Below are 19,422 nucleotides of genomic sequence, written 5' to 3' on the forward strand. Positions count from 1 at the left end.
CGATGGCAGGGGCAAGGCAAGAAACGAGGGCGGAGTCGGCGACGGCCGACCGGGAGATCGTGATCTCCCGGGTCATCGACGCCCCGCGGGAGCTGGTGTTCGAGGCGTTCACCGAGGTGCGGCACCTGTCGCGGTGGTGGGGTCCGGAGGGGTTCACCACCACCACGCGGTCCTTCGAGTTCCGCGAGGGCGGGGAGTGGGACTTCGTGCTGCACGGGCCGGACGGGACCGACCACTCCGAGTGGATCCGCTGGACCGAGATCGTCCCGCCGGAGCGGATCGCGCTGCTGCACGGTGAGTCCCGCGACGACCCGAACGCCTTCGAGTCGGTCCTGACCTTCGCGCCGGACGGCGCGGCGACCCGGATCGTGATGCGCACGGTGTTCCCCACCAAACAACTGCGCGACGAGGCGGTCGAGAAGTACCACGCGATCGAGGGCGGCGAGCAGACGCTGAACAACCTGGCGGCCTACGTCACCGACCTCGCCGACCTCACACGGAAGGGGGCGGAGGGCTGATGGCCGGGAAGGTGTTCTTCAGCGTGTCGATGTCGCTGGACGGCTTCATCGCGCCCGAGTCCGTGCCCGTTGAGGACGAGCTCTTCGCGCCCGACAAGCAGGACGACCCGGACGTTCAGCGCTGGATGGCGCAGTGGATGGAACTACAGCAGTGGGCCTTCCCGCTGCGGTTCTTCCGGGAGAACCTCAACCTGGGCGACGGCGGCGAGGAAGGGCTCGACAACGACGTAGCGCGGGAGACGTTCGAGCGCACCGGCGCGAGCGTCATGGGCAAGCGGATGTTCGACCTCGGCGAGCAGTCATGGCCGGAGGAGGCGCCGTTCCACACCCCGGTCTTCGTCGTGACGCACGCCAAGCGTGACCCGTGGGAGCGGCCCGGCGGGACCACGTTCCACTTCGTCAACGACGGCATCGAGCACGCCCTCGACCAGGCCCGAGAGGCCGCCGGCGACCGCGACGTCCGCATCGCCGGCGGCGGCGCGACGATCCTGGAGCACCTGAACGCCGGCCTGGTAGACGAGTTCTCGATCACGCTGTCGCCCGTGCTCTTCGGCGTCGGCACCCGCCTGTTCGACGGCGTGGACGCGTCCAGGATCGCGCTGGAGCCGGTCCGTTCGGAGCCGTCGTCGCGGGTGACGCACCTGACCTACGCCGTGCACCCACGGTAGCCGCGCCACCAGCTTCGGACAGGCCGTACTTGTACGTACGCCGTACTTGTACGTACTTGTATCGGACGGCCGCCGTTTGAACATCAGGTCGAGCGCGGTTGACGCAGTCCCGCGACCAGCAGCTCGACCATGCGGCGCGCGTCGTAGCGAGTGTCGCGCTCGGCGCCGATGCAGAGGTTTCCGACGCCGTGCATGAGTACGAGTGCATCCACGTCGGAGCGGATTTCACCGGCGACGACCGCGGCGTCGAGCAGCTGGGCGCACACGGGCACGAGGCGGTCGAGGAAATAGGCGTGCAGCGTGTCGAAGCCGGCGTCGCCGGACTGAAGCACGGCCGCGAGTCCGTGCTTGGTGACCAGGAAATCCACGAAGAGATCGATCCATCGCGCCAGTGCGGCGTGCGGAGTCGCGCTGCTCGCCAGCAGGGCCGGACCGGCCTCGGCGCAGGCTTCGACCTGGTGCCGGTAGACGGCGATGATGAGGTCCGCGCGCGTCGGGAAGTGGCGGTAGATCGTGCCCACGCCGACGCCGGCCTTGGCCGCGATGTCGCGTACCGGCGCTTCCACGCCCGAGGTGACGAAGACCTCGGCAGCCGCGTCGAGCAGAGTCTCCTCGTTACGCCGGGCGTCCGCCCGCCTGGACCGGGCCGCGCGCCCTGCGCCCTCGTCGCTGTCGTTCACCGCGCCGCTCCCTCCGTTGTCGAGCCCGGCCGCACCGGGCTGGCCAAACGGAACAACGTTCCGTATCGTTACCGGAACAAGGTTCCGTTTGCTCATGATGTCAGAGCGGCGGCCCGACGACCAAACCACACGACCAAACCACGCATGGAGGAATACGGTCATGCAGTACCGCACCTTGGGCCGCACCGGTGTGCAGGTCAGCTCACTCTCGCTCGGCGCGATGAACTTCGGCACGATCGGGCGCACCACCCAGGACGAGGCCACCGCCATCGTCGACGCCGCTCTCGAAGGCGGGATCAACGTCATCGACACCGCCGACATGTACAGCGACGGCGAGTCGGAGGAGATGGTCGGCAAAGCCATCGCGGGCCGCCGCGACGACATCGTGCTGGCCACGAAGGCGAACATGCCGATGGGCGACGAGCGCAACCATCAGGGGAGCTCGCGCCGCTGGCTGGTCACCGAGCTGGACAACAGCCTGCGCCGGCTCGGTGTCGACCACGTCGATCTCTACCAGATCCACCGCTGGGACCCGCGTACGAGCGACGAGGAGACGCTGTCGGCGCTGACCGACCTGCAACGCGCGGGAAAGATCCGTTACTTCGGCTCCTCGACGTTCCCGGCGTACCGCATCGTGCAGGCCCAGTGGGCCGCCCGCGAGTATCACCTGAGCCGTTATGTCACCGAACAGCCCAGCTACTCGATCCTGCAACGCGGTATCGAGACCCACGTACTGCCCGTGACCGAGCAGTACGGGCTCGGTGTGCTGGTGTGGAGCCCGCTGGCCTCGGGCTGGCTGTCGGGCGCGATCCGCGAGGGCCGGGAAGTCACCACCAGCCGCTCAAGGATCATGCCACAGCGCTTCGACACCACCGTTCCCGCCAACCGGGCCAGGCTCGACGCCGTCGAGCGGCTGGCCGAGGTCGCCGACGAGGCCGGCCTGACGATGATCCAGCTCGCGCTCGGATTCGTGACCGCCCATCCCGGTGTGACCAGCGCGCTCATCGGCCCTCGCACCCTGGACCATCTGCACTCACAACTCGCCGCCGCGGACACCGTGCTCTCCGCCGACGTACTCGACGCGATCGACACCGTCGTCGCTCCCGGCACCGACCTCGCCGCCGACGAAAAGTTCGACACTCCGCCCGCCCTGCTCAACCCGTCCCTGCGGCGCCGCTGATCGCGTCGGATACGGTCGGTTGTGTCGTTGCGCTGTTGTGTCGTTGTGTCGTTGTGGAGGTGCGCGCGCCGTGTCCTGGCCGTCTGTGATCATTCTTGCCTCCGCGGAGCAGCGTTCCTCGCTTGAGGAGCGGATACGTTCCTTCGAGCTCGTGCCGGATGCCGTGACGGGCGACGACCGTCTGCACTGGCACGGGTACTCGTACTGCCTCGACCTCTCGGGCGGGATCCTGGCGGACTTCGAGCCGGAGGAACTGGAGCAGATCTCGGCCCGGATCGGCACGCCCTATGGCGTCTACGTGTCGGGCCAGTCCATGGAGGCGGTTCGTGCCTTCCTCGCGCATGTCCTGCCCGGCTTCGACGGGCTCGTCGACACCAACCACAACGACATCCTGCCGGCCCACGAGTTCCTCGCCCTACTGGACCGCCACCCGCAATGGGACTGGCGTCGCGTTCCAAGAACGAACCTTCGGTAAAACGTCACGCTCCAGCCGGCTGCCGTCAGTGCCGTCCGGATCTCCGTCAACTGGTGGTCGGCCCTGGGGCCGGTTGCGAAGGTGTTGGACGAGGGCCCCGAGGCCATGCCCCGGGGCGCGCCAGGGTCCGGCCCGCCCGCCGTCCAGGGCCGTGTTGCCCGGCCCCTGGGCCCTGGCGGCTCTCGTTTGCGGGCGTGTCTGTGCGCGTCACCCGGGATCGCTCTGTGCGGGGCAGTAGGGGAGAGCGAAGGGCAGACCGAGGTCGGCGGGCAGGAGGGCGCCGACCCAGGTGTCCCTCAGACTGTTCCTGCTGGTCTGCGCCGCACGCAGGGTGCCTTCCCTGACGAAGCCGGCCTTCTCCGCCACGGCCCAGGAGGCCGTGTTCCCCGCCTCCGCTCTCCACTCCAGGCGCTGGACTCCCCGTTCGGTGAAGGACCACGTGGCCAGGGCGAGTACCGCCTCCGTCGCATAGCCCCGGCCCCGGTGCTCTGCCACGGTCCAGTACCCGATTCCCCATGTGCCAGCGTGGCGGTGCACATTGACGGATGCCACCAGTACTCCGCTTTCCCGGTCCTCCACCGCGAAGTGGTACATCGTTCCGTCGTCCCAGCCACGCGGCACCAGCTCGCGCAAGTAGAAGGCAGCATGCCGACGTTCGTACGGCTCGGGAAAGTCCGTCCACCGCTGAATGCCGGCATCCTGGCAAGCGGCGAAGACCGCGTCCTCGTCGCTGGGATCATGCGGGCGCAGAAGCAGACGCTGTGTCGTCAGCGAGACAGGTTCCATGGCCAGTGATTCTGACGCTCCCTCACACGCTCGGCCACAGATTTGTGATGTACATCGAGCCCGTTGCGCAAGTGGATCTCGACTGCCAGTGGGCCCGGCTGGAGCTGCTCCTGCCCAGAGGGAAGAAGCCCGGGCGACCGCCGATATGGACGCGGCGGCAGCTGGTCAACGGGATACGGTGGCGGACCCGGGCCGGGACGCCGTGGCGCGATGTGCCCGAACGGTACGGTCCGTGGGACCGGGTCTACGATCTGTTCAGGCGGTGGCAGCGGAACGGCACCTGGAAGCGCGTCTTCACCGAACTGCAGGCCCAGGCGGACGCAAAAGGCCTGATCACCTGGGATGTGAGCGTCGACTCCACTGTCTCCCCGGAGGCATCGACGCCGAGCCGGTCGGCCATGAACTGGGACGCTCGCGCGGCGGCCTGACCACCAAGATTCACCTCGCGGTCGAGCAGGGCCGGAAGCCCATGTCCGTCGTGATCACTGCCGGTCGGCGTGGGGACTCACCCCAGTTCGAACCGGTCCCGGAGAACATCCGGGTGCCCCGCCACGGCCTGGGGCGCCCACGCAAGCGCCCGGACAAGGTCCGCGCCGACAAGGCTTACGGCTCCCGGAAGAACCGCGCCTACCTGCGCAGACGCGGGGTCCGCTGCACGACTCCGGAGAAGAAGGACCAGATCCGCAACCGCAGGAAGCCCGGCTCCCGCGGCGGCCGGCCGCCGAAGTTCGACAAGACCGACTACCGCGAGCGCCATGCGGTCCAGTGCGGCATCAATCGCCTCCAGAGACACCGGGCCGCGGCCACGAGATACGACAAACTCGCCGCCGCTACGAAGCCACCGCCCCCGTCGCAGCCATCAACGAGTGGCTGTGACCAGTACTTTCACAACAGGCCCTAGGGCCTCTCGGCGGCCGCCCGGCTCGAAGAACAAGCGCCAGGCCAGGCTTCATGACATCGGCAAGACGGTCAAACGCGCCGAGTCGATCAAGGAACACCGAGCACAACGAGGTTGAACGTCAAGCTAAGGCCAGCTCTCAACGGCAGCCCGGAGCGGGGGCGAACTACCAGTGATGCCAGACCTCTCCCGGAATGATGTCCCAGGCGGTACCCGCGATCTCCCCTGTATTGAAGAACATAGCCCAACTCACGACGGTATCGTCGGCGCGCTGCGCGCCTTGGTCGAACTCGAAACCGGGCCAGCCCAAGTCGCCCGTAGGGCCGTACCAGATGCCCTTCTCCCCGCTTCAGCGCCCACGCCTCCATCTCGGGTATGTCCTTCAGGAGGGTCGACTGCCGTTCAGTTCACCCGGAACCCAGTTTATCCTTCTCGGTCGATCACCCAGTGATTCGCAGTACTCTTCGATCACTTTGCAGACTTCTGCTACGGGCAGCACTCCGCGAGGATCGAAGTACGAGGGGCAATGAGCATCTGAAAGTACTTCTGGGTCAAAAATTCGGCGGATTCTAACTGTCGGAAATCCATGGGTGATCGACCAGGCTGCCTGCTGGGTGCTTTTTGAACCGCACACTTTCTTCCCACCCCAGCAAACCAGACGGCGCCAGCGAGGCCATTCCTCAAATTGGCGCTGACCTCCAACATGCTCATCGGGTACTGACCTTCTTCGCTACTCATGGCCAGCCATGAGGCTTTCACATCAGTGCCCAGCCCTTGGTCAACCGCGAAGACATCGCCGAGAGAAACTGACACGTCCTTAGGGTCTTCGAGGAAACGAAGCTTGCCTCGAAAATGAAGTGCCATAATCATGGCTTTGCCCTCTTCCTTGTGATCGGAAGAATGGGCTTCCGGAGCCTGGACAGCATACATCCAGACTAATAGACGCCCCATTCCCTTTGAGGAATAGAGCCTTCCCAGCTATCTGTGCAAGATTCCGCCCATTCGGGCGCAACAAAAACAGGGCGAGTTCGAACATAGTCGCCATTTTGCTGGCAACGCAAAACAAGACCTAGGCCGGGAAGGCCAACTTCACCATTCAGGCCGATGCGCAGGCCATTCAAGCCCTGAGGCATATCCTTGAGGGATTCTGCGGACTTCTCAACCCATGGATTAAGCTCCGAAGGAAGCCGACTCACCAGACGTACTCCATCATACGAGACCTGAGGTCCACAGAAGGGGTCAATAGCGACCGCAGCCAGCTTCTCATTTTCCCGGGAATAATAGGTATCAACACCCAAAGAAGAAAAAGGAGCCCACTGCGACCCAGGTCCCCATCCACTAATTGGCTTCCCCAAAGCTTCAGCCACCTCGTGGACACTCTGACCGAAGCGCAATGGGCCTACGCTTTCGAGCGGGCACCAGCTCCACTGCAGCCGATTCGAGTCCACTGGAATTTCCTGCTCCCACCACATAAGCAGCCTAACCTCAAAACACTGAAACACTCGGTAAATGAGGCAGCGGTCACCGCTGACGAATCAAGGTTAAACGAAGATGCGGTAGTTCCATGTGGCTGGGCGAGCAGGACTCGAAGACTCTCCTGCCGCTTTCCTCGTTCGATGCTCGGTATGCATACCAGGGCCCCGACGTTCTTTCGGAGTATCTCTTCGCTTACACGCTGCCGTCGGTGGCGGCGTTGGCAGACGACCACGTTAGGATGCGAAGAATGTTATCCAGCCGTGGGGTGAACTGGACGAATCGAAAGAACGACGGGACCCTGGGACGCGTGCCGGTCAGCCCATCAAACTCAAAGACTGGCCGTTTGCAGTACCGGGTTCCCACTCAACAACGGTGGGCCGTTTCCCTTTACTGAGACAGAACTCTTTGAGGGCAGCCTCTACTTCATCCACGGGGATAACATTCTGCTTATCGTACCACAATGGGTATCCGGGGTCGGCAGTTACTCGAGGATCGAAGCTCGGCGGATTATTACTCTTCGTCACCCAACAGAACTGATTAGGGCTTTCCGGGATTTGCTCACCCCGCCAGGTCATCCCCCCATATCCTGTAGTTCGATTCAACCCAACATGCAGAGCATTTTCGGCAGTTCTCGGAACTTCCGAACCCGCAGGGATATCGAAGAAATGGAATGCCGCAATTGATCCAGCATCAAAACCAACGGGAACCGCGCGCTCCGATTCCAGCTCGGCCAGAACGCGACCGATTGCGACCTCCACTTCGCTCCACTCGGAGGTTCGTTTCATTTCGCCGTTGATCCAAAATTCAAGGATCATTGCTTCTCACCTGAGCCTTTGCCGATCAGAATCGTGGGTTATCGCATGGGCAGGGGCGTCGAGAGGCGTCCCGGTGCCGGACTGGAACCCGACCTGGGGTTGAGTGATCTGCTCCTATACCGATTGTTCAAGCAGGAGCCACGAAACGCATTCGGGTCGCGCGCCTGTGCGGGCTCGACAGAATTCTTCGACGGCTTCGCGTACTTGCTTTATCGGGATAGCTGCTTTGCGGGGATAGTAGCTGGGAGTCCCTGGATCCGAGATCAGCCCTGGATCAGCTGCGGGCGGATTTGGACTGCCCGAGGTCCAGACGAATCTGGAAACATCGTCCTTGGGTGCCCCGTCAGACACATTATTGGTCCACCACTTCAGCGCTCCATACTCGCCTTGGGTATTCACCGAGACATACAGGCAATTGTTGGCATGCCTATTATTGGTTCGTTCAGGATAGTCGTCGCCAACGATGCAGAGGACAGCGCGCTCCGGTACGGTTTCATAACCGCTCGGATCTATGACACGCTGTGCGAGGTTATTGATGATGTCATCAATAAGCCCCTCGGCCTCTCCCTCAGTCCGAGCGTACTTTCCGCGACCGTAAACGATCATACTATTTCACCTAGCTCGGGTTTTCCGGGTCCCACTTGGCCGTACCTACGAGAGGTTCAGGCTTTGGGTATCCAGGGTAGCGCACGTAGCTGGTCATCCCCTCGGGAAGGATTGCGGGAACGGTCTACTTGCAGCCCACATCGTTCGGTCCATTCACCCTCGGGCAGACGAAGTTCTTATTGATGGCAACGTGCACCTCTTCGCCCCTTTTACCCATTTTGCGCATCTTCCATGCGAGTTTGGTTTCGACGTGGCCCGCGGGATCTACACATCCCGGCCAGTGTTCAAACTCCGGAAGTCCATTGAGGTACTTGAAGATGTCTTCAGCATCGGCGTCCCTCCCGCTCCGCAGCATGTCGTCTATGTACGGGGTGCCGTCATCAAGATAGGCGAGCCCCGATGTCCCCCCTCCCGGGGGAGAGTGCGGGAGAGCGTCGTAAGCGTTTATCACCCACCCAGGACATTCGTAATCGTTGTTGTGGACGAGGAGATTGGTGGTGCCGGTGGAGGCGTAGTAGGTGTGGAGGTCGTCGACGGTGAGGTAGGCGTCCTGGAGTCCCTGCCAGTCGCGGGTGTGGGCGATGGCGGCCGTGGGCAGTGGGTTTGTCGATGCACGCCTGAATGTCTGCGAGGCCCGAGAGTTCCCAGACGATTGCTTTGTACGTTTCAGGGTCTGTTACCACGTCCTTGACATCGTTGAAGAAGTCGGTGCACCCTCGCAGCCTTATCACGGACCCTCTTGACCCAACACCGTGCGACCCAGCGACCTCGGCCCTACGGCGTCCTTCCGGGCCCATGCTTGTGAAGCCGCCCGCGCCCAGCGCGGTCATCGTCTTCAGCCGAACCCAATCGGCCGCCACCGACGCGGGCAGGCGCGGCGGGCACAGCCTGGGCGGAGACCGGGCCCGCCGCGCTGCAGTCGACTCCACGGTCGTCCGTGCCACCAGCATGCGGCTGGGTCCGTCAGAAGGGGCCTCAGCCGGCAAGATACTTAAGCACGCAATTTCCGGCGCATCACACTAGCCGGCTGCCGTCAGTGCCGTTCGGATCTCCGTCAACTGGTCGGCGCGCAGCGGGCCGTACGCGCGGGCTGCCGCGTTCTCCGTTGCCTGGGCGACCGAGCGGAATCCTGGGATCGGCACCGTGTGCGGGCTGCGGGCCCAGAGCCAGGCGAGGGCGCCCTGTGCCAAGGTCCGGCCGTCGCTGGTGAGGACGGACCGTACGGCCTCCACCCGCGCCGCCCACTCCGGCGTCGGGACGCCGCCCTCGCCGAACCAGCGTAGCCACGCGGGCGGTACGGCCCGGATGTCGCCGGAGGCGCTCCGGCTGCCGGAACCGTGCTTCCCGGTGAGCAGGCCCATCGCGAGCGGGCTGCGGTTGATACTCGCGAGGTCGCGCTCCGCGCAGAGCGCGAGCATCTCCGGCGCGTCCTCCAGCACATTGCAGGCGTGCTGCACGGCCGCGCAGTGCTCGCCCTCCGCGAACAGCGCCGCGCGCTCGGGATCGTCCGTGGACCAGGCGTACGTACAGATCAGGCCCTCGCGTACGAACTCCTCGCAGGCGTCCCGGAGTTCGGCGGCCGACGCGAACGGCGCGTCGGAGAGGTGGAGTTGGTAGAGGTCGATGTACTCCGTGCCGAGGCGGCGCAGTGAGGCGGTCAGCGCCCGCCGGGCGTACGCGGGCGTGGCGTCGGAGCCGGTGAGCGTGCGGGTGGACTCGTCAAAGGTGTTGCCCCACTTGGTCGCGACGACGACCTCGTCCCGCCGCCGCCCGCGCAGCGCCCGGCCCAGGACGCGTTCGCTGTGGCCCGTACCGTACACATCGGCCGTGTCGAAGAAGGTGACACCGAGGTCGAGCGCCCGGTGGAGCGCGGCGACGGATTCCTCGTCGTCCACCTTGCCCCAGCCGAGCGGATTGCCGTCGCGGTCCTGCCACTCACCGCCGATGGCCCAGCAGCCGAAGCCGAGTGCGCCGACGGTGATTCCGCTCCGTCCCAGCGTCCTGCTCTCAAGAGAGTTGCTCATGGGAGGAACGCTAGGAGTTCGAGCGCACTCGAAAACAACCGCCAGGACGACGGGCCGCTGGATCGCCGGACCGCTGGATCGCCGGATCGCCGGTCCAGCGTTCGCTTTTGGCCAACGATCCATGACTTTCGAGACGCCGGACAACCTGAAGTGACCGCCATCGACTCTCACAGGTAGCTCACAGTTCGCCACCAGCAGACGAGGGATCGATGCGGAGAAAGCACCAGAGCCAGAACCAGACGCAGAACCAGCCCCAGCCCCGGAGCTGCTTCCGCCGTTCGGCTGTCGCGGGAGCCGCCGCGCTCTCCGTGATCGCCGGTGTGGCCGGAGCCGCGCCCGTCGCGGGAGCGGCGACCGGCGGCGCGCCCAGGCTCAGCCTGATCGCCGCGTCCAACTCGGTGACGATCGACCGCTGGGACGGAGAAGGAGGGATCTACCTGGACCTCGGTACGTATGTCACCGCCGAGGGCGGACCTCTTGAGTTCCGGGTGACGCGTAAGTCCTACCGGGATCCGGTGGTCGCCGAGCAGATCATCCACAACGGGAACAAGCTGCGGACCAAGGTCCTTCCGGAGGATCTGGTCAAGGACTTCACCGGGCTGCCCGGCTTCCTCCAGGTGACGCTCACGGACGCGACGGGCGCGGAGGTGGTGAACCGCACGGAGACGTTCTGCCCGAACAACGCGTCGGGACGAGTCCGTCCCGACGCTCCGGCCACCTCGAAGTATCCCGAGAGCTGCCCGACGAATCCGTTCACGCTCGGCTCGGTATGGGGCGTGGAGAACGGCTGGGCGACCAACACCAATCTGGGCTACTACTCCGAGCCCGTGGATGTGCCGGTCGGTGAGTACACCGCCACGGTCGGTGTGACGAAACGTTACCGCGAGCTGTTCGGCATGGCGGACGAGCAGCGAACGGTGAAGGTGACCGTACGACAGCGCTCCTGGGACGAGGGAGGAGCCGGCCTAGGAGCCGGAGCCGCGGCGAAGTCGGCGGCGGGATCGGCGCAGGCACAGGCACAGGCACAGCCATCCGCGCACGGAGCGCACGGAGCGCACGGCGCACACGGCACGCACGGAGCACCGGCCGCGCCCGGCGGACACGGCGCGCAGGGCGCGCACGGCACGCACTCCGCGCACTCCGGTGCCGCGCTGCCCGGCTTCACGCTCGGTGCGAAGGGCCATGCCTACCACGAGGGCCGCGGAGCCGACGCTCCCGCGCCGCCCGCTCATCCGTACGCGCTCGACTCCCGCCCCAAGGCCGCGGCAGCCCGGCCGGGCGACGGCCTCGGCCGTACCGACGGCTCCCGGACAGCGCCCGCGCTCACCGCCGAAGCCGCTCGCCCGGCCGGCCGCGCGAGCGTGCCCGACGTACCCAAGCCCGACCTGCGCGCGCTGCCGGCGTGGGACATCTCCATCACGGACGGCGAGGAGGGCGACGTACCGGGCAAGGACTACATGGCGTTCAGCGCCAACGTATGGAACGCCGGTCCCGCGTCACTGGTCGTGGACGGTTTCCGTACGCCCGGCAAGGAGCTGATGGACGCGTACCAGTACTTCTACGACGCGAAGGGCACGCAGGTCGGCTACTCGCCCGCCGGAACCATGGAGTGGGACGCGCGCGTGGGCCACGAGCACTGGCACTTCACCGACTTCGCCAGCTACCGCCTGCTGCGGGCGGACCAGAAGGAGGTCGTGCGCAGCGAGAAGGAGGCCTTCTGTCTGGCCAACACCGACGCCATCGACTACACGGTGAAGAACGCCAACTGGCACCCGTACAACACCGATCTGTCCACCGCCTGCGGGAGCGAGAGCGCCATCTCCGTGCGCGAGGTGCTGGACGTCGGCTCCGGTGACACATACACGCAGTACCGTCCCGGTCAGTCCTTCGATGTGACCGACCTGCCGAACGGTACGTACTACATCGAGGTCATCGCCAACCCGGAACACCGGCTCCACGAGACGTCCCTGACCAACAATGTCGCTCTGCGCGAGGTCGTCCTGTCCGGTACACCCGGCGCCCGTACGGTGACCGTGCCGCCGCACGAGCTGATCGACGCGCCGTGATCCGGATCCCGTGATCGAGGTCATGCCACGAATGGGCCCCGGGCGGCGGTGTCCACTGCCGCCCGGGGCCCACCCGTGGTCCGGGGCCCGTCGTCCGGGAGTTCCGCTCAGGACGCTTCGACGGCCTTCTTGATCCGCTCGCCGAAGGCCGGCGCGTCCTTCCGGGCGGCGCTCAGGGCGATACCGACGAGCAGCTTGCCGATGCCGTGCCCTTCGAGGACGTTGAAGATCCGCACCCGGGTCTGGCCTTCGCCGACGCTCTCCAGGTCGTAACCGCCCTCGGCCGAGGTCACAGAGTTCTTGGACGTCTCGGCCCAGCGGATCTTGCCGGGCGCCTCCAGCTCGGTGATCCGGATCTCGCGCCTGGTGGTCATGCCCGCGTCCTTGACCGTGCTGCGGAAGACCGTGCCGACCTCGGTGGGCCCGTCCGGGACCTTCTCGATCGCCTGCACCCTGGGGCTGAACGTCGGGTCGTTCGTGCCTGCGGCGAGGAAGGCGAACACCTCCTCGACGGGCCGGTCGATCTCCGTGGTTGCCTCGAACTGTCCAGCCATGTCGCTCCTCGATCGGTCAACCGACGGCGGGCATGCGAACAGCCGCCCGCCGTGTATGACGGCCGCCCGGATCGGGCCTGCCGGCACGCACCCATTGTCATGTGTAGGCCCGTCCCGCCACCACCCGAGGAGATCACACCTTGCGAACGGTCACACCTTGCGAACGGACACTCCCGCCGCTGCCATCGCGCCCGTCTCCTCCTCCGGAGCCGCCTCGTCGGTCACGACGGCGTGGAGGGCGGAGACCGGTGCGACGAAGGCGAGCGCGGTACGGGAGAACTTGGCGGCGTCCGCCACGGCGATGACGCGGCGCGCCGAGGCGATCGCGGCGCGTTTGACGGCCGCGTCGGAGAGATCGTACGAGGTCAGCCCGTCCTTGGCGGTCAGTCCGCAGCAGCCGATGACGGCGGTGTCGAAACGCAGCGCGGCGAGTGAGGCCTCCGTGAGCGGACCGGTCAGGGCGAGTTCACCCGAACGCGGTTCACCGCCGGGCAGCAGCAGCTTCAGCCGAGGCGCGCCGGTCAGCGCGTTGGCGGCGTGGAGGGAGAGCGGCATGACGGTGAGCCGACGGTCCTCCAGGGCGCGGGCCACCTCCAGACATGTGGTGCCGCTGTCGATGACGACCGACTCGCCGTCGGCGATCAGTTCGGCGACGGCGGCGGCGATACGGCGCTTGGCTTCCATGCCCTCCTGGGCCCGCAGCGCGAAGGGCGGCTCCTCGCCGCGGAGCAGCAGGCTTCTGGCGCCGCCGCGGTAGCGCTCCAGGACGCCCTGGTCGCTGAGGACCTCCAGATCCCGGCGGACGGTCATCTCCGAGGCGCCGGTCAGCTCCGCCAGCTCGGCCACGCTCAGCTGTCCGCTCCCGCGTACGGCATCGGTGATCCGCCGCAGTCGATCTGTGCTCGCTGTGCTCGCCATGCCTGCCATTGAATCATTGAACACAACAGATGTGCGATAGGCAATCTTCCGAACATCAATCATGTTTGTTATGTTCACCGTCATGGAGAAAACCGGCATCGAGAGATCGCTGCGCGCCGCCCGGCTGGCCACCTTCGGCTTCTTCACCCTGAACGGCTTCGTCCTCGGCATGTGGGTCGTCCATATCCCGGTCGTGGAGCACCGGGCCGGTATCAGCCATGCCGTGCTCGGCTGGCTCCTGCTGCTGCTCGGCGGCGGCGCCTTCGCCGGGATGCAGCTCGTCGGGCCGCTCACCGACCGGTTCGGCGCCCGGAAGGTGGTGCCGGTGAGCGCGGCGCTGTGCAGCGCGGCGGTGGTGCTGCCGGGACTGGCCGCCAACGGCTGGACTCTCGGCGCGGCGCTGCTGATGCTCGGCTTCGGCAACGGCTGTCTGGACGTCAGCATGAACACGCACGCCGTCCAGGTCGAACGCGGCTACCGGCGGCCCGTGATGTCCGCTTTCCATGCCTTCTTCTCGGTGGGCGGAGTGCTCGCGGCGCTGGTCGGCGCGCGGACGCTGAGCTGGGACTGGAGCCCGGCGACGACGCTGGCGCTGGTGAGCGTGTTCGGCGTGGCGGTCACGGCGCTCGCGGCGCCTGCGCTGCTACGGCCGGAGCCGGCGGATGGCCGGGAGGCGGCAGATCAGCAGGTAGCGGGCTCACAGGCCCCGCAGGCCTCACCGGCCCCAACCGCCCGACGCCGCACACCTCCACGTATCTGGGCCCTGGCCGCCCTCGCCTTGATGTTGATGCTCTGCGAAGGAGTCGCCAACGACTGGAGCGTGCTGGCGATGCGTGACGTCCTCGACGCACCCGCCGCCACCGCCGCCTTCGCGTACGGCGCCTTCTCCACGGCCATGACCGTAGGACGTCTGCTCACGGACCGGGTGGCGGCCCGCTTCGGGCCGGTGGCCGTCGTACGGTACGGCGCCGCCCTGGGCGCGATCGGACTGACGACGGTCGCGCTCTCGCCGTGGATCCCGCTGGCCCTGGCCGGCTGGACGGTCTTCGGCATCGGCCTCTCCGGCTGCGTACCTCAGCTCTTCAGCGCCGCGGGCCACGCCGACCAGGACTCCGCCGGAACCAATGTCTCCCGCGTCGCCGGCCTCGGCTATCTCGGCATGCTCGCCGGCCCGGCCATCATCGGACCGCTCACCCACTTCATCCCGCTGAACGTCACGTTCTTCCTGCCCGTGGCCTTCTGCGTCATCGCGGCCGGTACGGCGCGAATCCTCGGAACCACGACCGTCACCCGCGTCAGCGAGCCCGCGAGTCAGTACACCTAAGACACCCAGACACCTAAGGCGCCCAGACCGCCTAAGCCACGGCCACCGGCTCCGTCCGGAGGACCACGTCCAGGAGGCCCGGGAAGCGGGCTTCGAGGTCCTGGCGGCGCAGGGACATCAGGCGGTGGGTGCCTTCGGCGCGGGTGTGGGTGACGCCGGAGTCGCGCAGGACCTTGAGGTGGTGGGAGAGCGTGGACTTGGACAGCGGGATGTTGAGGCTGCTGCACGACTGCTCGGTGACACCGTCCAGGCCGCGGACGATGGCCAGGCGCGTCGGGTCGCTCAGCGCGTGGAACACGTCCGTGAGCTGGATCTCTTCGCGTGTGGGGTGCTTGAGCGTGCGCACGTGAGTACTCCTCTGGTGACGAAGGGAGCGGCGCTGCTTCCCATCAGCTTCGAAGATTTGCACACTATCGAAATTCGGACCAGAGGCGGCGTCGAGCCGCCCCGGCCCAGAGCCCGGCGACGGGCCGCCCCGGCCCAGAGCCCGGCGGCGGGCCGCCCCGGCGCCCGGGGCGGCCCTTCGTCCGGCTACCACCGGTCCCAGTGCGCCACTTCGTCCGCGGGAACGCGCAGGCCCGGCCGGAAATCGGTGCCGATGGTGTACGCGAGCGGGATCAGCGCGGTCTGGATGACCGTGTCGTACGGGATGTCGAGGAGCTTGGCGGCCTCCCGCTCGTAATGCAGATGAGGCGTCGTCCACGCGGTGCCGAGGCCCCGGGAGCGCGCCGCGAGCATGAACTGCCAGACGGCCGGAAGGATCGAGCCGTAGATATTGGCGAGCCGCACCGGATACTCCAGCTCGCGCCGGTCCGTCACGCGTACGCACGGCACCAGCAGCACCGGCACCTCGTGCAGATGCTCGAACAGGTGCTGGGCGCTGTCCGCGATCCTGTCCCAGCCCTCGGCGTCACCGCGGTTGATGGCGTCGGCGCCGCCCAGCAGAGGCTGACGCGGCCGTACGAGTCCCATCCGGTACAGGTCCGCGAGCGCCGCGCGCCGGTCCGGATCGGTCACGAACACAAAGTCCCAGTGCTGCCGGTTGCGTCCGGTGGGCGCCTGGGTGGCGAGAGTGAGACATTCCTCGATCACCTCGCGCTCGACCGGACGCGTCAGGTCAAGTCGCTTGCGTACGGCGCGCGTCGTGGTGAGCAGTTCATCGACGGACAGATCAAGTCGGGACATGGCGCTCCGTGCCTCTATCGCGGGTTGAGGGTGCCGGTCTGGGCAACTCGGCGGCGGGAAGCCCTTGTTGTCCCGGCCGAGTTGTTGTTTCTATGGTTCCATAAGTTGCGAACTTCCGAACCATGGTGCTCAGATCATGAGGAGGCAAGGTGTCCGAGCTCAAGATCGAGGTCGACCCGGCGGAGGCCGGACTGGATCCCGGCCGGTTACGACGGCTCGACCGCTACCTGGCGTCCTATGTCGATGACGGCAGGCTGCCCGGCTGGCAGATCGCCGTAACCCGTGGCGGCAGAGTCGCCCATCTCGCGGAGTACGGCAAGCGCGACATCGAGAACGGTCTGCCCAGCGAGGGCAACGTGATCTACCGGGCCTGGTCGATGACAAAGCCGGTCACCTCCGTCGCCGCGATGACTCTGGTCGAGGACGGCACGATCGGTCTCCAGGATCCGGTCAGCCGCTATATCCCGGCCTTCGAGAACGTACGCGTCTACCAGCGCGGCCCGGCCGCACGGCCCGTCACCGTCCCGGCCGCCGGTCCCGTCCGCGTACAGCATCTCCTCAGCCACACCTCCGGGCTGACCTACGGTTTCCACCGCGCCCATCCCGTGGACGAGATCTATACGGCGAACGGCTTCGAATGGGCCACACCGCCCGGACTCGATCTGGCCGCCTGCTGTGAGCAGTGGGCGAGTTTCCCGCTGCTCTTCGAACCGGGCACCGCCTGGAACTACGGCGTCTCCAGCGATGTGCTGGGCCGTGTCATCGAGGTCGCGTCCGGCAAGAGCCTGGACGAGTTCTTCGCCGAGCGCGTTCTCGGACCGCTCGGGATGACCGACACCTCGTTCCACGTACCGCAGGAGAAGGCGGACCGGCTCGCCGCCTTCTACACCGCGGATCCGGCCACCGGCCGTGCGACCAGGGCCGATCAGCTCGGAGCCGGCGCGCTGCACCGGCCCGCCTGTCTCTCCGGCAGTGCCGGGCTGGTCACCACGCTCGGCGACTACCACCGGTTCTCGCAGATGCTGCTCGGCGAGGGTGTCTTCGAGGGAGAGCGGATCCTCGGCCCGCGCACCGTGCGCCATATGCGGCGCAACCACCTTCCCGGCGGCGGAGATCTGCACTCGGTCGGCAGGCCGGTCTTCTCGGAGATGCCGACCGCGGGCGTCGGTTTCGGGCTGGGATTCGCCGTGGTCGAGGATCCGGCGGCGGCCGGAGTGCCGGCCGGTCCCGGAGAGTACGGCTGGCACAGCGCGGCCGGAACGATCTTCTGGGTGGATCCCGTGGAGCGGCTGACCGTCCTCTTCTTCACGCAGCTCATGCCGTCCAGCGCCCATCCGTTGCACAGCCGTCTGCGCCAGCTGGTCAACCAGGCCCTGGTCGACTGAGGGAGGCATTCACCATGTGCGGTCCAGAAACGATCCTCGGCGCGGCGACGCCGTCGCCGGAGCCGTCACAGCAGAACCAGCCCACGCAGTCCACCGATTCCGATTCGCAGGGGCAGCCGACGAAGGCGGGCGTGGAGGCGGCGGCGGAGACGGCGGTCAAGGCCTCTCCGCTGTACGTTCCCCGAGGCGCTGTCCATGACCTCACGCATGTGCTCGGTGCCGACTGGCCGGTCTTTGAGCTCTATGTGAAACCGATGGAGATCAGGCGTCTCGCCAATCTCGCCGAGCACGAGTACAACGCCTTCGAGCTCACCTACAACGAGCACATCGGCACCCATGTCGACGCTCCCGCCCACTTCGACAACAACGGGCTGTCCGTGGAGCAGATCCCGGCCGAGAGGCTGATCGCGCCGCTCGCCGTGGTGCGCGTCGGCGAACGGGCCGCCAAGGACAACGTCACCGAACTGACGGTGGACGATCTGCTGCGGTGGGAAAGCCGTAACGGCCGTATCCCGGACGACGCGCTGCTCGCCGTCGACAACGGCTGGTCCGACCGGATCGACACTCCCGGTGCTTTCCTCAACTTTGACGAGGCCGACGGCCACTACCGCTATCCCGGTATCTCCGTGGAGGCCGCGCACTTCCTGGTCGAGGAGCGTTCGGTGGTCGGTGTCGGCATCGACACGGCCAGCCTGGAGCCGGGCACCCGGCCCGCCGATCCGTTCACCCACCGGGTGCTGCTGCCCGCGGGCAAGTACGGCATCGAGAACCTGGCGCATCTGGACACCGTCCCGGACGTCGGAGCCACCGTCGTCGTGGGTGCGCCCAAGCACGCCGGAGGCACCGGTGGCCCGGCTCGTGTCTTCGCATTTGTGTGAGCTCCCGCCGCCTGCGTGTGAGCTCCCGCTCCTCTGCCCGAACCAAGCCCAGCTCAGCCCAGCCAAGGAGAACGCAGATGTCCGCATCATCCGGTACGGCGGCCTCCGCCCAGGCCTCCGCCCAGACGTCGAAGGACCCCTGGGAGTGGACCGAGAAGCGTTACAAGGACGGCGTGTTCAGCCACGCCATCGGCACCGAACGGGAGCGGCTGCGGCTCCTGGAATCCGTTCTGGACGACCACACGCGCGGACACTTCCAGCGCCTCGGCCTGACCTCCGGCCACCGCGTCCTGGAAGTGGGCGGAGGCGGCGGTTCGGTGGCCCGCTGGCTGGCCGGGCAGGGCGCCGAGGTCACCGTCACCGATCTCGACACCACCTATCTGGATGAACTCTCCGAGGTGGGCGTACAGGTGCTGCGCCATGACGTCTACACCGACGACTTCCCGGAGGGCACCTTCGACTTCATCCACACCCGCTATGTCGTCATCCATCTGCCGGACCCGGAGAAGGCGGTGGCCCGGCTCGCCCGGTGGCTGAAGCCCGGCGGTGTCCTGCTGCTCGAAGAGCCCTCGTTCTTTCCCATCAAGGACGCTCCGCACCCGGCCTACCGCAAGGTGATGCGGGCCTTCCGTACTCATCTGGAGAGCGCCGTCGGCACGGACACCGAGTGGGCGCGCAATCTGCCGGTGCCCTTGGCGGGCAAGGGACTCGATGACATCGGATACGACGCCCGCTTCCAGCGGATCACGGGCGGCGACAACGAGGCCGCGTGGTGGCAGCTGACGCTGGAACAGACCAGGGCGGCCGTGGTCGCCGAGGGCCTGGCGACGGACGAGGATTTCGAGGCCGCCTACCGCGAGCTGGCCGATCCTGGCTTCCACGATCTCTCCCTCGCGGTCTTCACGGCCTGGGGCCGGAAGCAGGAGAACTGACGCGCGCAGGACGACGGCCGGTGCCGCACCTGGAGCTGTCCGCTCCGTGGCGCG

General features: G+C 66.7%; 21 protein-coding genes and 1 pseudogene. 10 read left to right on the forward strand and 12 right to left on the reverse strand.

The window, feature by feature from the left end:
• The first annotated feature begins 2 nt into the window (after nucleotides 1-2).
• Together ACFV6H_RS11145 and ACFV6H_RS11150 are read left to right on the forward strand one after the other, a co-directional pair.
• The gene (locus ACFV6H_RS11145) at nucleotides 3-518 is read left to right on the forward strand and encodes an SRPBCC family protein (protein WP_385540616.1); all 516 of its coding nucleotides are present in this window, start codon (nucleotides 3-5) and stop codon (nucleotides 516-518) included.
• A complete protein-coding gene (locus ACFV6H_RS11150) occupies nucleotides 518-1,186 on the forward strand; it encodes a dihydrofolate reductase family protein (RefSeq protein WP_385540618.1) in 669 nt (222 codons plus the stop codon). Before ACFV6H_RS11145 ends, ACFV6H_RS11150 begins: the two co-directional genes overlap by 1 nt.
• Nucleotides 1,187-1,269: 83 nt before the next feature.
• On the opposite strand, the gene ACFV6H_RS11155 is transcribed toward ACFV6H_RS11150, so the two are convergent.
• Nucleotides 1,270-1,866, reverse strand: a complete 597-nt coding sequence (locus ACFV6H_RS11155) for a TetR/AcrR family transcriptional regulator (protein ID WP_384980855.1) — start codon at nucleotides 1,864-1,866, stop codon at nucleotides 1,270-1,272.
• Nucleotides 1,867-2,026: 160 nt separating this feature from the next.
• Here ACFV6H_RS11155 and ACFV6H_RS11160 point away from each other — a divergent pair, with 160 nt between their 5' ends.
• Nucleotides 2,027-3,046 carry an aldo/keto reductase gene (locus tag ACFV6H_RS11160; protein ID WP_385540621.1) on the forward strand — a complete coding sequence of 340 codons (1,020 nt, stop codon included), beginning with the start codon at nucleotides 2,027-2,029 and terminating at the stop codon, nucleotides 3,044-3,046.
• Nucleotides 3,047-3,116: 70 nt separating this feature from the next.
• The gene (locus ACFV6H_RS11165) at nucleotides 3,117-3,521 is read left to right on the forward strand and encodes a hypothetical protein (RefSeq protein ID WP_385540623.1); all 405 of its coding nucleotides are present in this window, start codon (nucleotides 3,117-3,119) and stop codon (nucleotides 3,519-3,521) included.
• Nucleotides 3,522-3,728: 207 nt separating this feature from the next.
• Here the strand turns inward: ACFV6H_RS11165 and ACFV6H_RS11170 are convergent, their stop codons facing one another.
• Nucleotides 3,729-4,307, reverse strand: a complete 579-nt coding sequence (locus ACFV6H_RS11170; RefSeq protein WP_385540625.1) for a GNAT family N-acetyltransferase — start codon at nucleotides 4,305-4,307, stop codon at nucleotides 3,729-3,731.
• 47 nt (nucleotides 4,308-4,354) lie between these two features.
• On the opposite strand from ACFV6H_RS11170, the pseudogene ACFV6H_RS11175 reads away from it, so the two are divergent.
• A pseudogene (locus ACFV6H_RS11175) lies at nucleotides 4,355-5,183 on the forward strand (IS5 family transposase).
• A gap of 508 nt (nucleotides 5,184-5,691) precedes the next feature.
• Here the strand turns inward: ACFV6H_RS11175 and ACFV6H_RS11180 are convergent.
• The 6 genes from ACFV6H_RS11180 to ACFV6H_RS11205 form a co-directional block, all read right to left on the reverse strand.
• The gene (locus tag ACFV6H_RS11180; RefSeq protein WP_385540627.1) at nucleotides 5,692-6,135 is read right to left on the reverse strand and encodes a hypothetical protein; all 444 of its coding nucleotides are present in this window, start codon (nucleotides 6,133-6,135) and stop codon (nucleotides 5,692-5,694) included.
• 5 nt (nucleotides 6,136-6,140) lie between these two features.
• Complete coding sequence (locus ACFV6H_RS11185; protein WP_385540629.1) at nucleotides 6,141-6,572, reverse strand: hypothetical protein; 432 nt, start codon at nucleotides 6,570-6,572, stop codon at nucleotides 6,141-6,143.
• Between the two features lie 423 nt (nucleotides 6,573-6,995).
• On the reverse strand, nucleotides 6,996-7,496 hold the full coding sequence (locus tag ACFV6H_RS11190) for an Imm1 family immunity protein (protein WP_385540631.1): 501 nt from the start codon (nucleotides 7,494-7,496) through the stop codon (nucleotides 6,996-6,998).
• Nucleotides 7,497-7,610: 114 nt separating this feature from the next.
• The gene (locus tag ACFV6H_RS11195; RefSeq protein ID WP_385540633.1) at nucleotides 7,611-8,102 is read right to left on the reverse strand and encodes an Imm1 family immunity protein; all 492 of its coding nucleotides are present in this window, start codon (nucleotides 8,100-8,102) and stop codon (nucleotides 7,611-7,613) included.
• Between the two features lie 124 nt (nucleotides 8,103-8,226).
• Nucleotides 8,227-8,553: a DddA-like double-stranded DNA deaminase toxin gene (locus tag ACFV6H_RS11200; RefSeq protein WP_385540635.1), complete on the reverse strand. Its 327-nt coding sequence runs from the start codon at nucleotides 8,551-8,553 to the stop codon at nucleotides 8,227-8,229.
• 568 nt (nucleotides 8,554-9,121) lie between these two features.
• Nucleotides 9,122-10,126, reverse strand: coding sequence for an aldo/keto reductase (locus ACFV6H_RS11205; RefSeq protein ID WP_385540637.1), 1,005 nt, complete (start codon nucleotides 10,124-10,126; stop codon nucleotides 9,122-9,124).
• Between the two features lie 209 nt (nucleotides 10,127-10,335).
• Here ACFV6H_RS11205 and ACFV6H_RS11210 point away from each other — a divergent pair, with 209 nt between their 5' ends.
• On the forward strand, nucleotides 10,336-12,192 hold the full coding sequence (locus tag ACFV6H_RS11210; protein WP_385540639.1) for a lysyl oxidase family protein: 1,857 nt from the start codon (nucleotides 10,336-10,338) through the stop codon (nucleotides 12,190-12,192).
• A gap of 107 nt (nucleotides 12,193-12,299) precedes the next feature.
• Here ACFV6H_RS11210 and ACFV6H_RS11215 read toward each other — a convergent pair whose 3' ends face one another.
• Together ACFV6H_RS11215 and ACFV6H_RS11220 are read right to left on the reverse strand one after the other, a co-directional pair.
• On the reverse strand, nucleotides 12,300-12,746 hold the full coding sequence (locus tag ACFV6H_RS11215; RefSeq protein WP_385540641.1) for an SRPBCC family protein: 447 nt from the start codon (nucleotides 12,744-12,746) through the stop codon (nucleotides 12,300-12,302).
• Nucleotides 12,747-12,896: 150 nt separating this feature from the next.
• Complete coding sequence (locus ACFV6H_RS11220; protein ID WP_385540643.1) at nucleotides 12,897-13,664, reverse strand: DeoR/GlpR family DNA-binding transcription regulator; 768 nt, start codon at nucleotides 13,662-13,664, stop codon at nucleotides 12,897-12,899.
• Nucleotides 13,665-13,746: 82 nt separating this feature from the next.
• Between ACFV6H_RS11220 and ACFV6H_RS11225 the strand changes: the two genes are divergently transcribed.
• On the forward strand, nucleotides 13,747-14,988 hold the full coding sequence (locus ACFV6H_RS11225) for an MFS transporter (RefSeq protein ID WP_385540645.1): 1,242 nt from the start codon (nucleotides 13,747-13,749) through the stop codon (nucleotides 14,986-14,988).
• Nucleotides 14,989-15,019: 31 nt separating this feature from the next.
• Here the strand turns inward: ACFV6H_RS11225 and ACFV6H_RS11230 are convergent, their stop codons facing one another.
• Entirely contained in the window at nucleotides 15,020-15,334 is a 315-nt protein-coding gene (locus ACFV6H_RS11230) for an ArsR/SmtB family transcription factor (protein ID WP_384793747.1), read from the reverse strand.
• A gap of 185 nt (nucleotides 15,335-15,519) precedes the next feature.
• Nucleotides 15,520-16,173, reverse strand: coding sequence for a nitroreductase family protein (locus tag ACFV6H_RS11235; protein ID WP_093594370.1), 654 nt, complete (start codon nucleotides 16,171-16,173; stop codon nucleotides 15,520-15,522).
• 149 nt (nucleotides 16,174-16,322) lie between these two features.
• On the opposite strand from ACFV6H_RS11235, the gene ACFV6H_RS11240 reads away from it, so the two are divergent.
• The 3 genes from ACFV6H_RS11240 (at nucleotide 16,323) to ACFV6H_RS11250 (ending at nucleotide 19,368) form a co-directional block, all read left to right on the forward strand.
• Nucleotides 16,323-17,558, forward strand: coding sequence for a serine hydrolase domain-containing protein (locus ACFV6H_RS11240; RefSeq protein ID WP_385540647.1), 1,236 nt, complete (start codon nucleotides 16,323-16,325; stop codon nucleotides 17,556-17,558).
• Nucleotides 17,559-17,572: 14 nt separating this feature from the next.
• A complete protein-coding gene (locus ACFV6H_RS11245) occupies nucleotides 17,573-18,436 on the forward strand; it encodes a cyclase family protein (RefSeq protein ID WP_385540649.1) in 864 nt (287 codons plus the stop codon).
• Between the two features lie 77 nt (nucleotides 18,437-18,513).
• Nucleotides 18,514-19,368 carry a class I SAM-dependent methyltransferase gene (locus ACFV6H_RS11250; RefSeq protein WP_385540651.1) on the forward strand — a complete coding sequence of 285 codons (855 nt, stop codon included), beginning with the start codon at nucleotides 18,514-18,516 and terminating at the stop codon, nucleotides 19,366-19,368.
• Nucleotides 19,369-19,422: the final 54 nt, after the last annotated feature.

Origin of the sequence: Streptomyces sp. NPDC059743, assembly GCF_042732975.1 — a bacterium.
Classification (GTDB): domain Bacteria; phylum Actinomycetota; class Actinomycetes; order Streptomycetales; family Streptomycetaceae; genus Streptomyces.

Coding starts and splice junctions, on each gene's coding strand:
- ACFV6H_RS11145 (WP_385540616.1), top strand. CDS start 3: ATGGCAGGGGCAAGGCAAGAAACGAGGGCGGAGTCGGCGACGGCCGAC.
- ACFV6H_RS11150 (WP_385540618.1), top strand. CDS start 518: ATGGCCGGGAAGGTGTTCTTCAGCGTGTCGATGTCGCTGGACGGCTTC.
- ACFV6H_RS11160 (WP_385540621.1), top strand. CDS start 2,027: ATGCAGTACCGCACCTTGGGCCGCACCGGTGTGCAGGTCAGCTCACTC.
- ACFV6H_RS11170 (WP_385540625.1), bottom strand. CDS start 4,307: ATGGAACCTGTCTCGCTGACGACACAGCGTCTGCTTCTGCGCCCGCAT.
- ACFV6H_RS11180 (WP_385540627.1), bottom strand. CDS start 6,135: ATGTATGCTGTCCAGGCTCCGGAAGCCCATTCTTCCGATCACAAGGAA.
- ACFV6H_RS11190 (WP_385540631.1), bottom strand. CDS start 7,496: ATGATCCTTGAATTTTGGATCAACGGCGAAATGAAACGAACCTCCGAG.
- ACFV6H_RS11195 (WP_385540633.1), bottom strand. CDS start 8,102: ATGATCGTTTACGGTCGCGGAAAGTACGCTCGGACTGAGGGAGAGGCC.
- ACFV6H_RS11205 (WP_385540637.1), bottom strand. CDS start 10,126: ATGAGCAACTCTCTTGAGAGCAGGACGCTGGGACGGAGCGGAATCACC.
- ACFV6H_RS11210 (WP_385540639.1), top strand. CDS start 10,336: ATGCGGAGAAAGCACCAGAGCCAGAACCAGACGCAGAACCAGCCCCAG.
- ACFV6H_RS11215 (WP_385540641.1), bottom strand. CDS start 12,746: ATGGCTGGACAGTTCGAGGCAACCACGGAGATCGACCGGCCCGTCGAG.
- ACFV6H_RS11220 (WP_385540643.1), bottom strand. CDS start 13,664: ATGGCGAGCACAGCGAGCACAGATCGACTGCGGCGGATCACCGATGCC.
- ACFV6H_RS11225 (WP_385540645.1), top strand. CDS start 13,747: ATGGAGAAAACCGGCATCGAGAGATCGCTGCGCGCCGCCCGGCTGGCC.
- ACFV6H_RS11235 (WP_093594370.1), bottom strand. CDS start 16,173: ATGTCCCGACTTGATCTGTCCGTCGATGAACTGCTCACCACGACGCGC.
- ACFV6H_RS11245 (WP_385540649.1), top strand. CDS start 17,573: ATGTGCGGTCCAGAAACGATCCTCGGCGCGGCGACGCCGTCGCCGGAG.
- ACFV6H_RS11250 (WP_385540651.1), top strand. CDS start 18,514: ATGTCCGCATCATCCGGTACGGCGGCCTCCGCCCAGGCCTCCGCCCAG.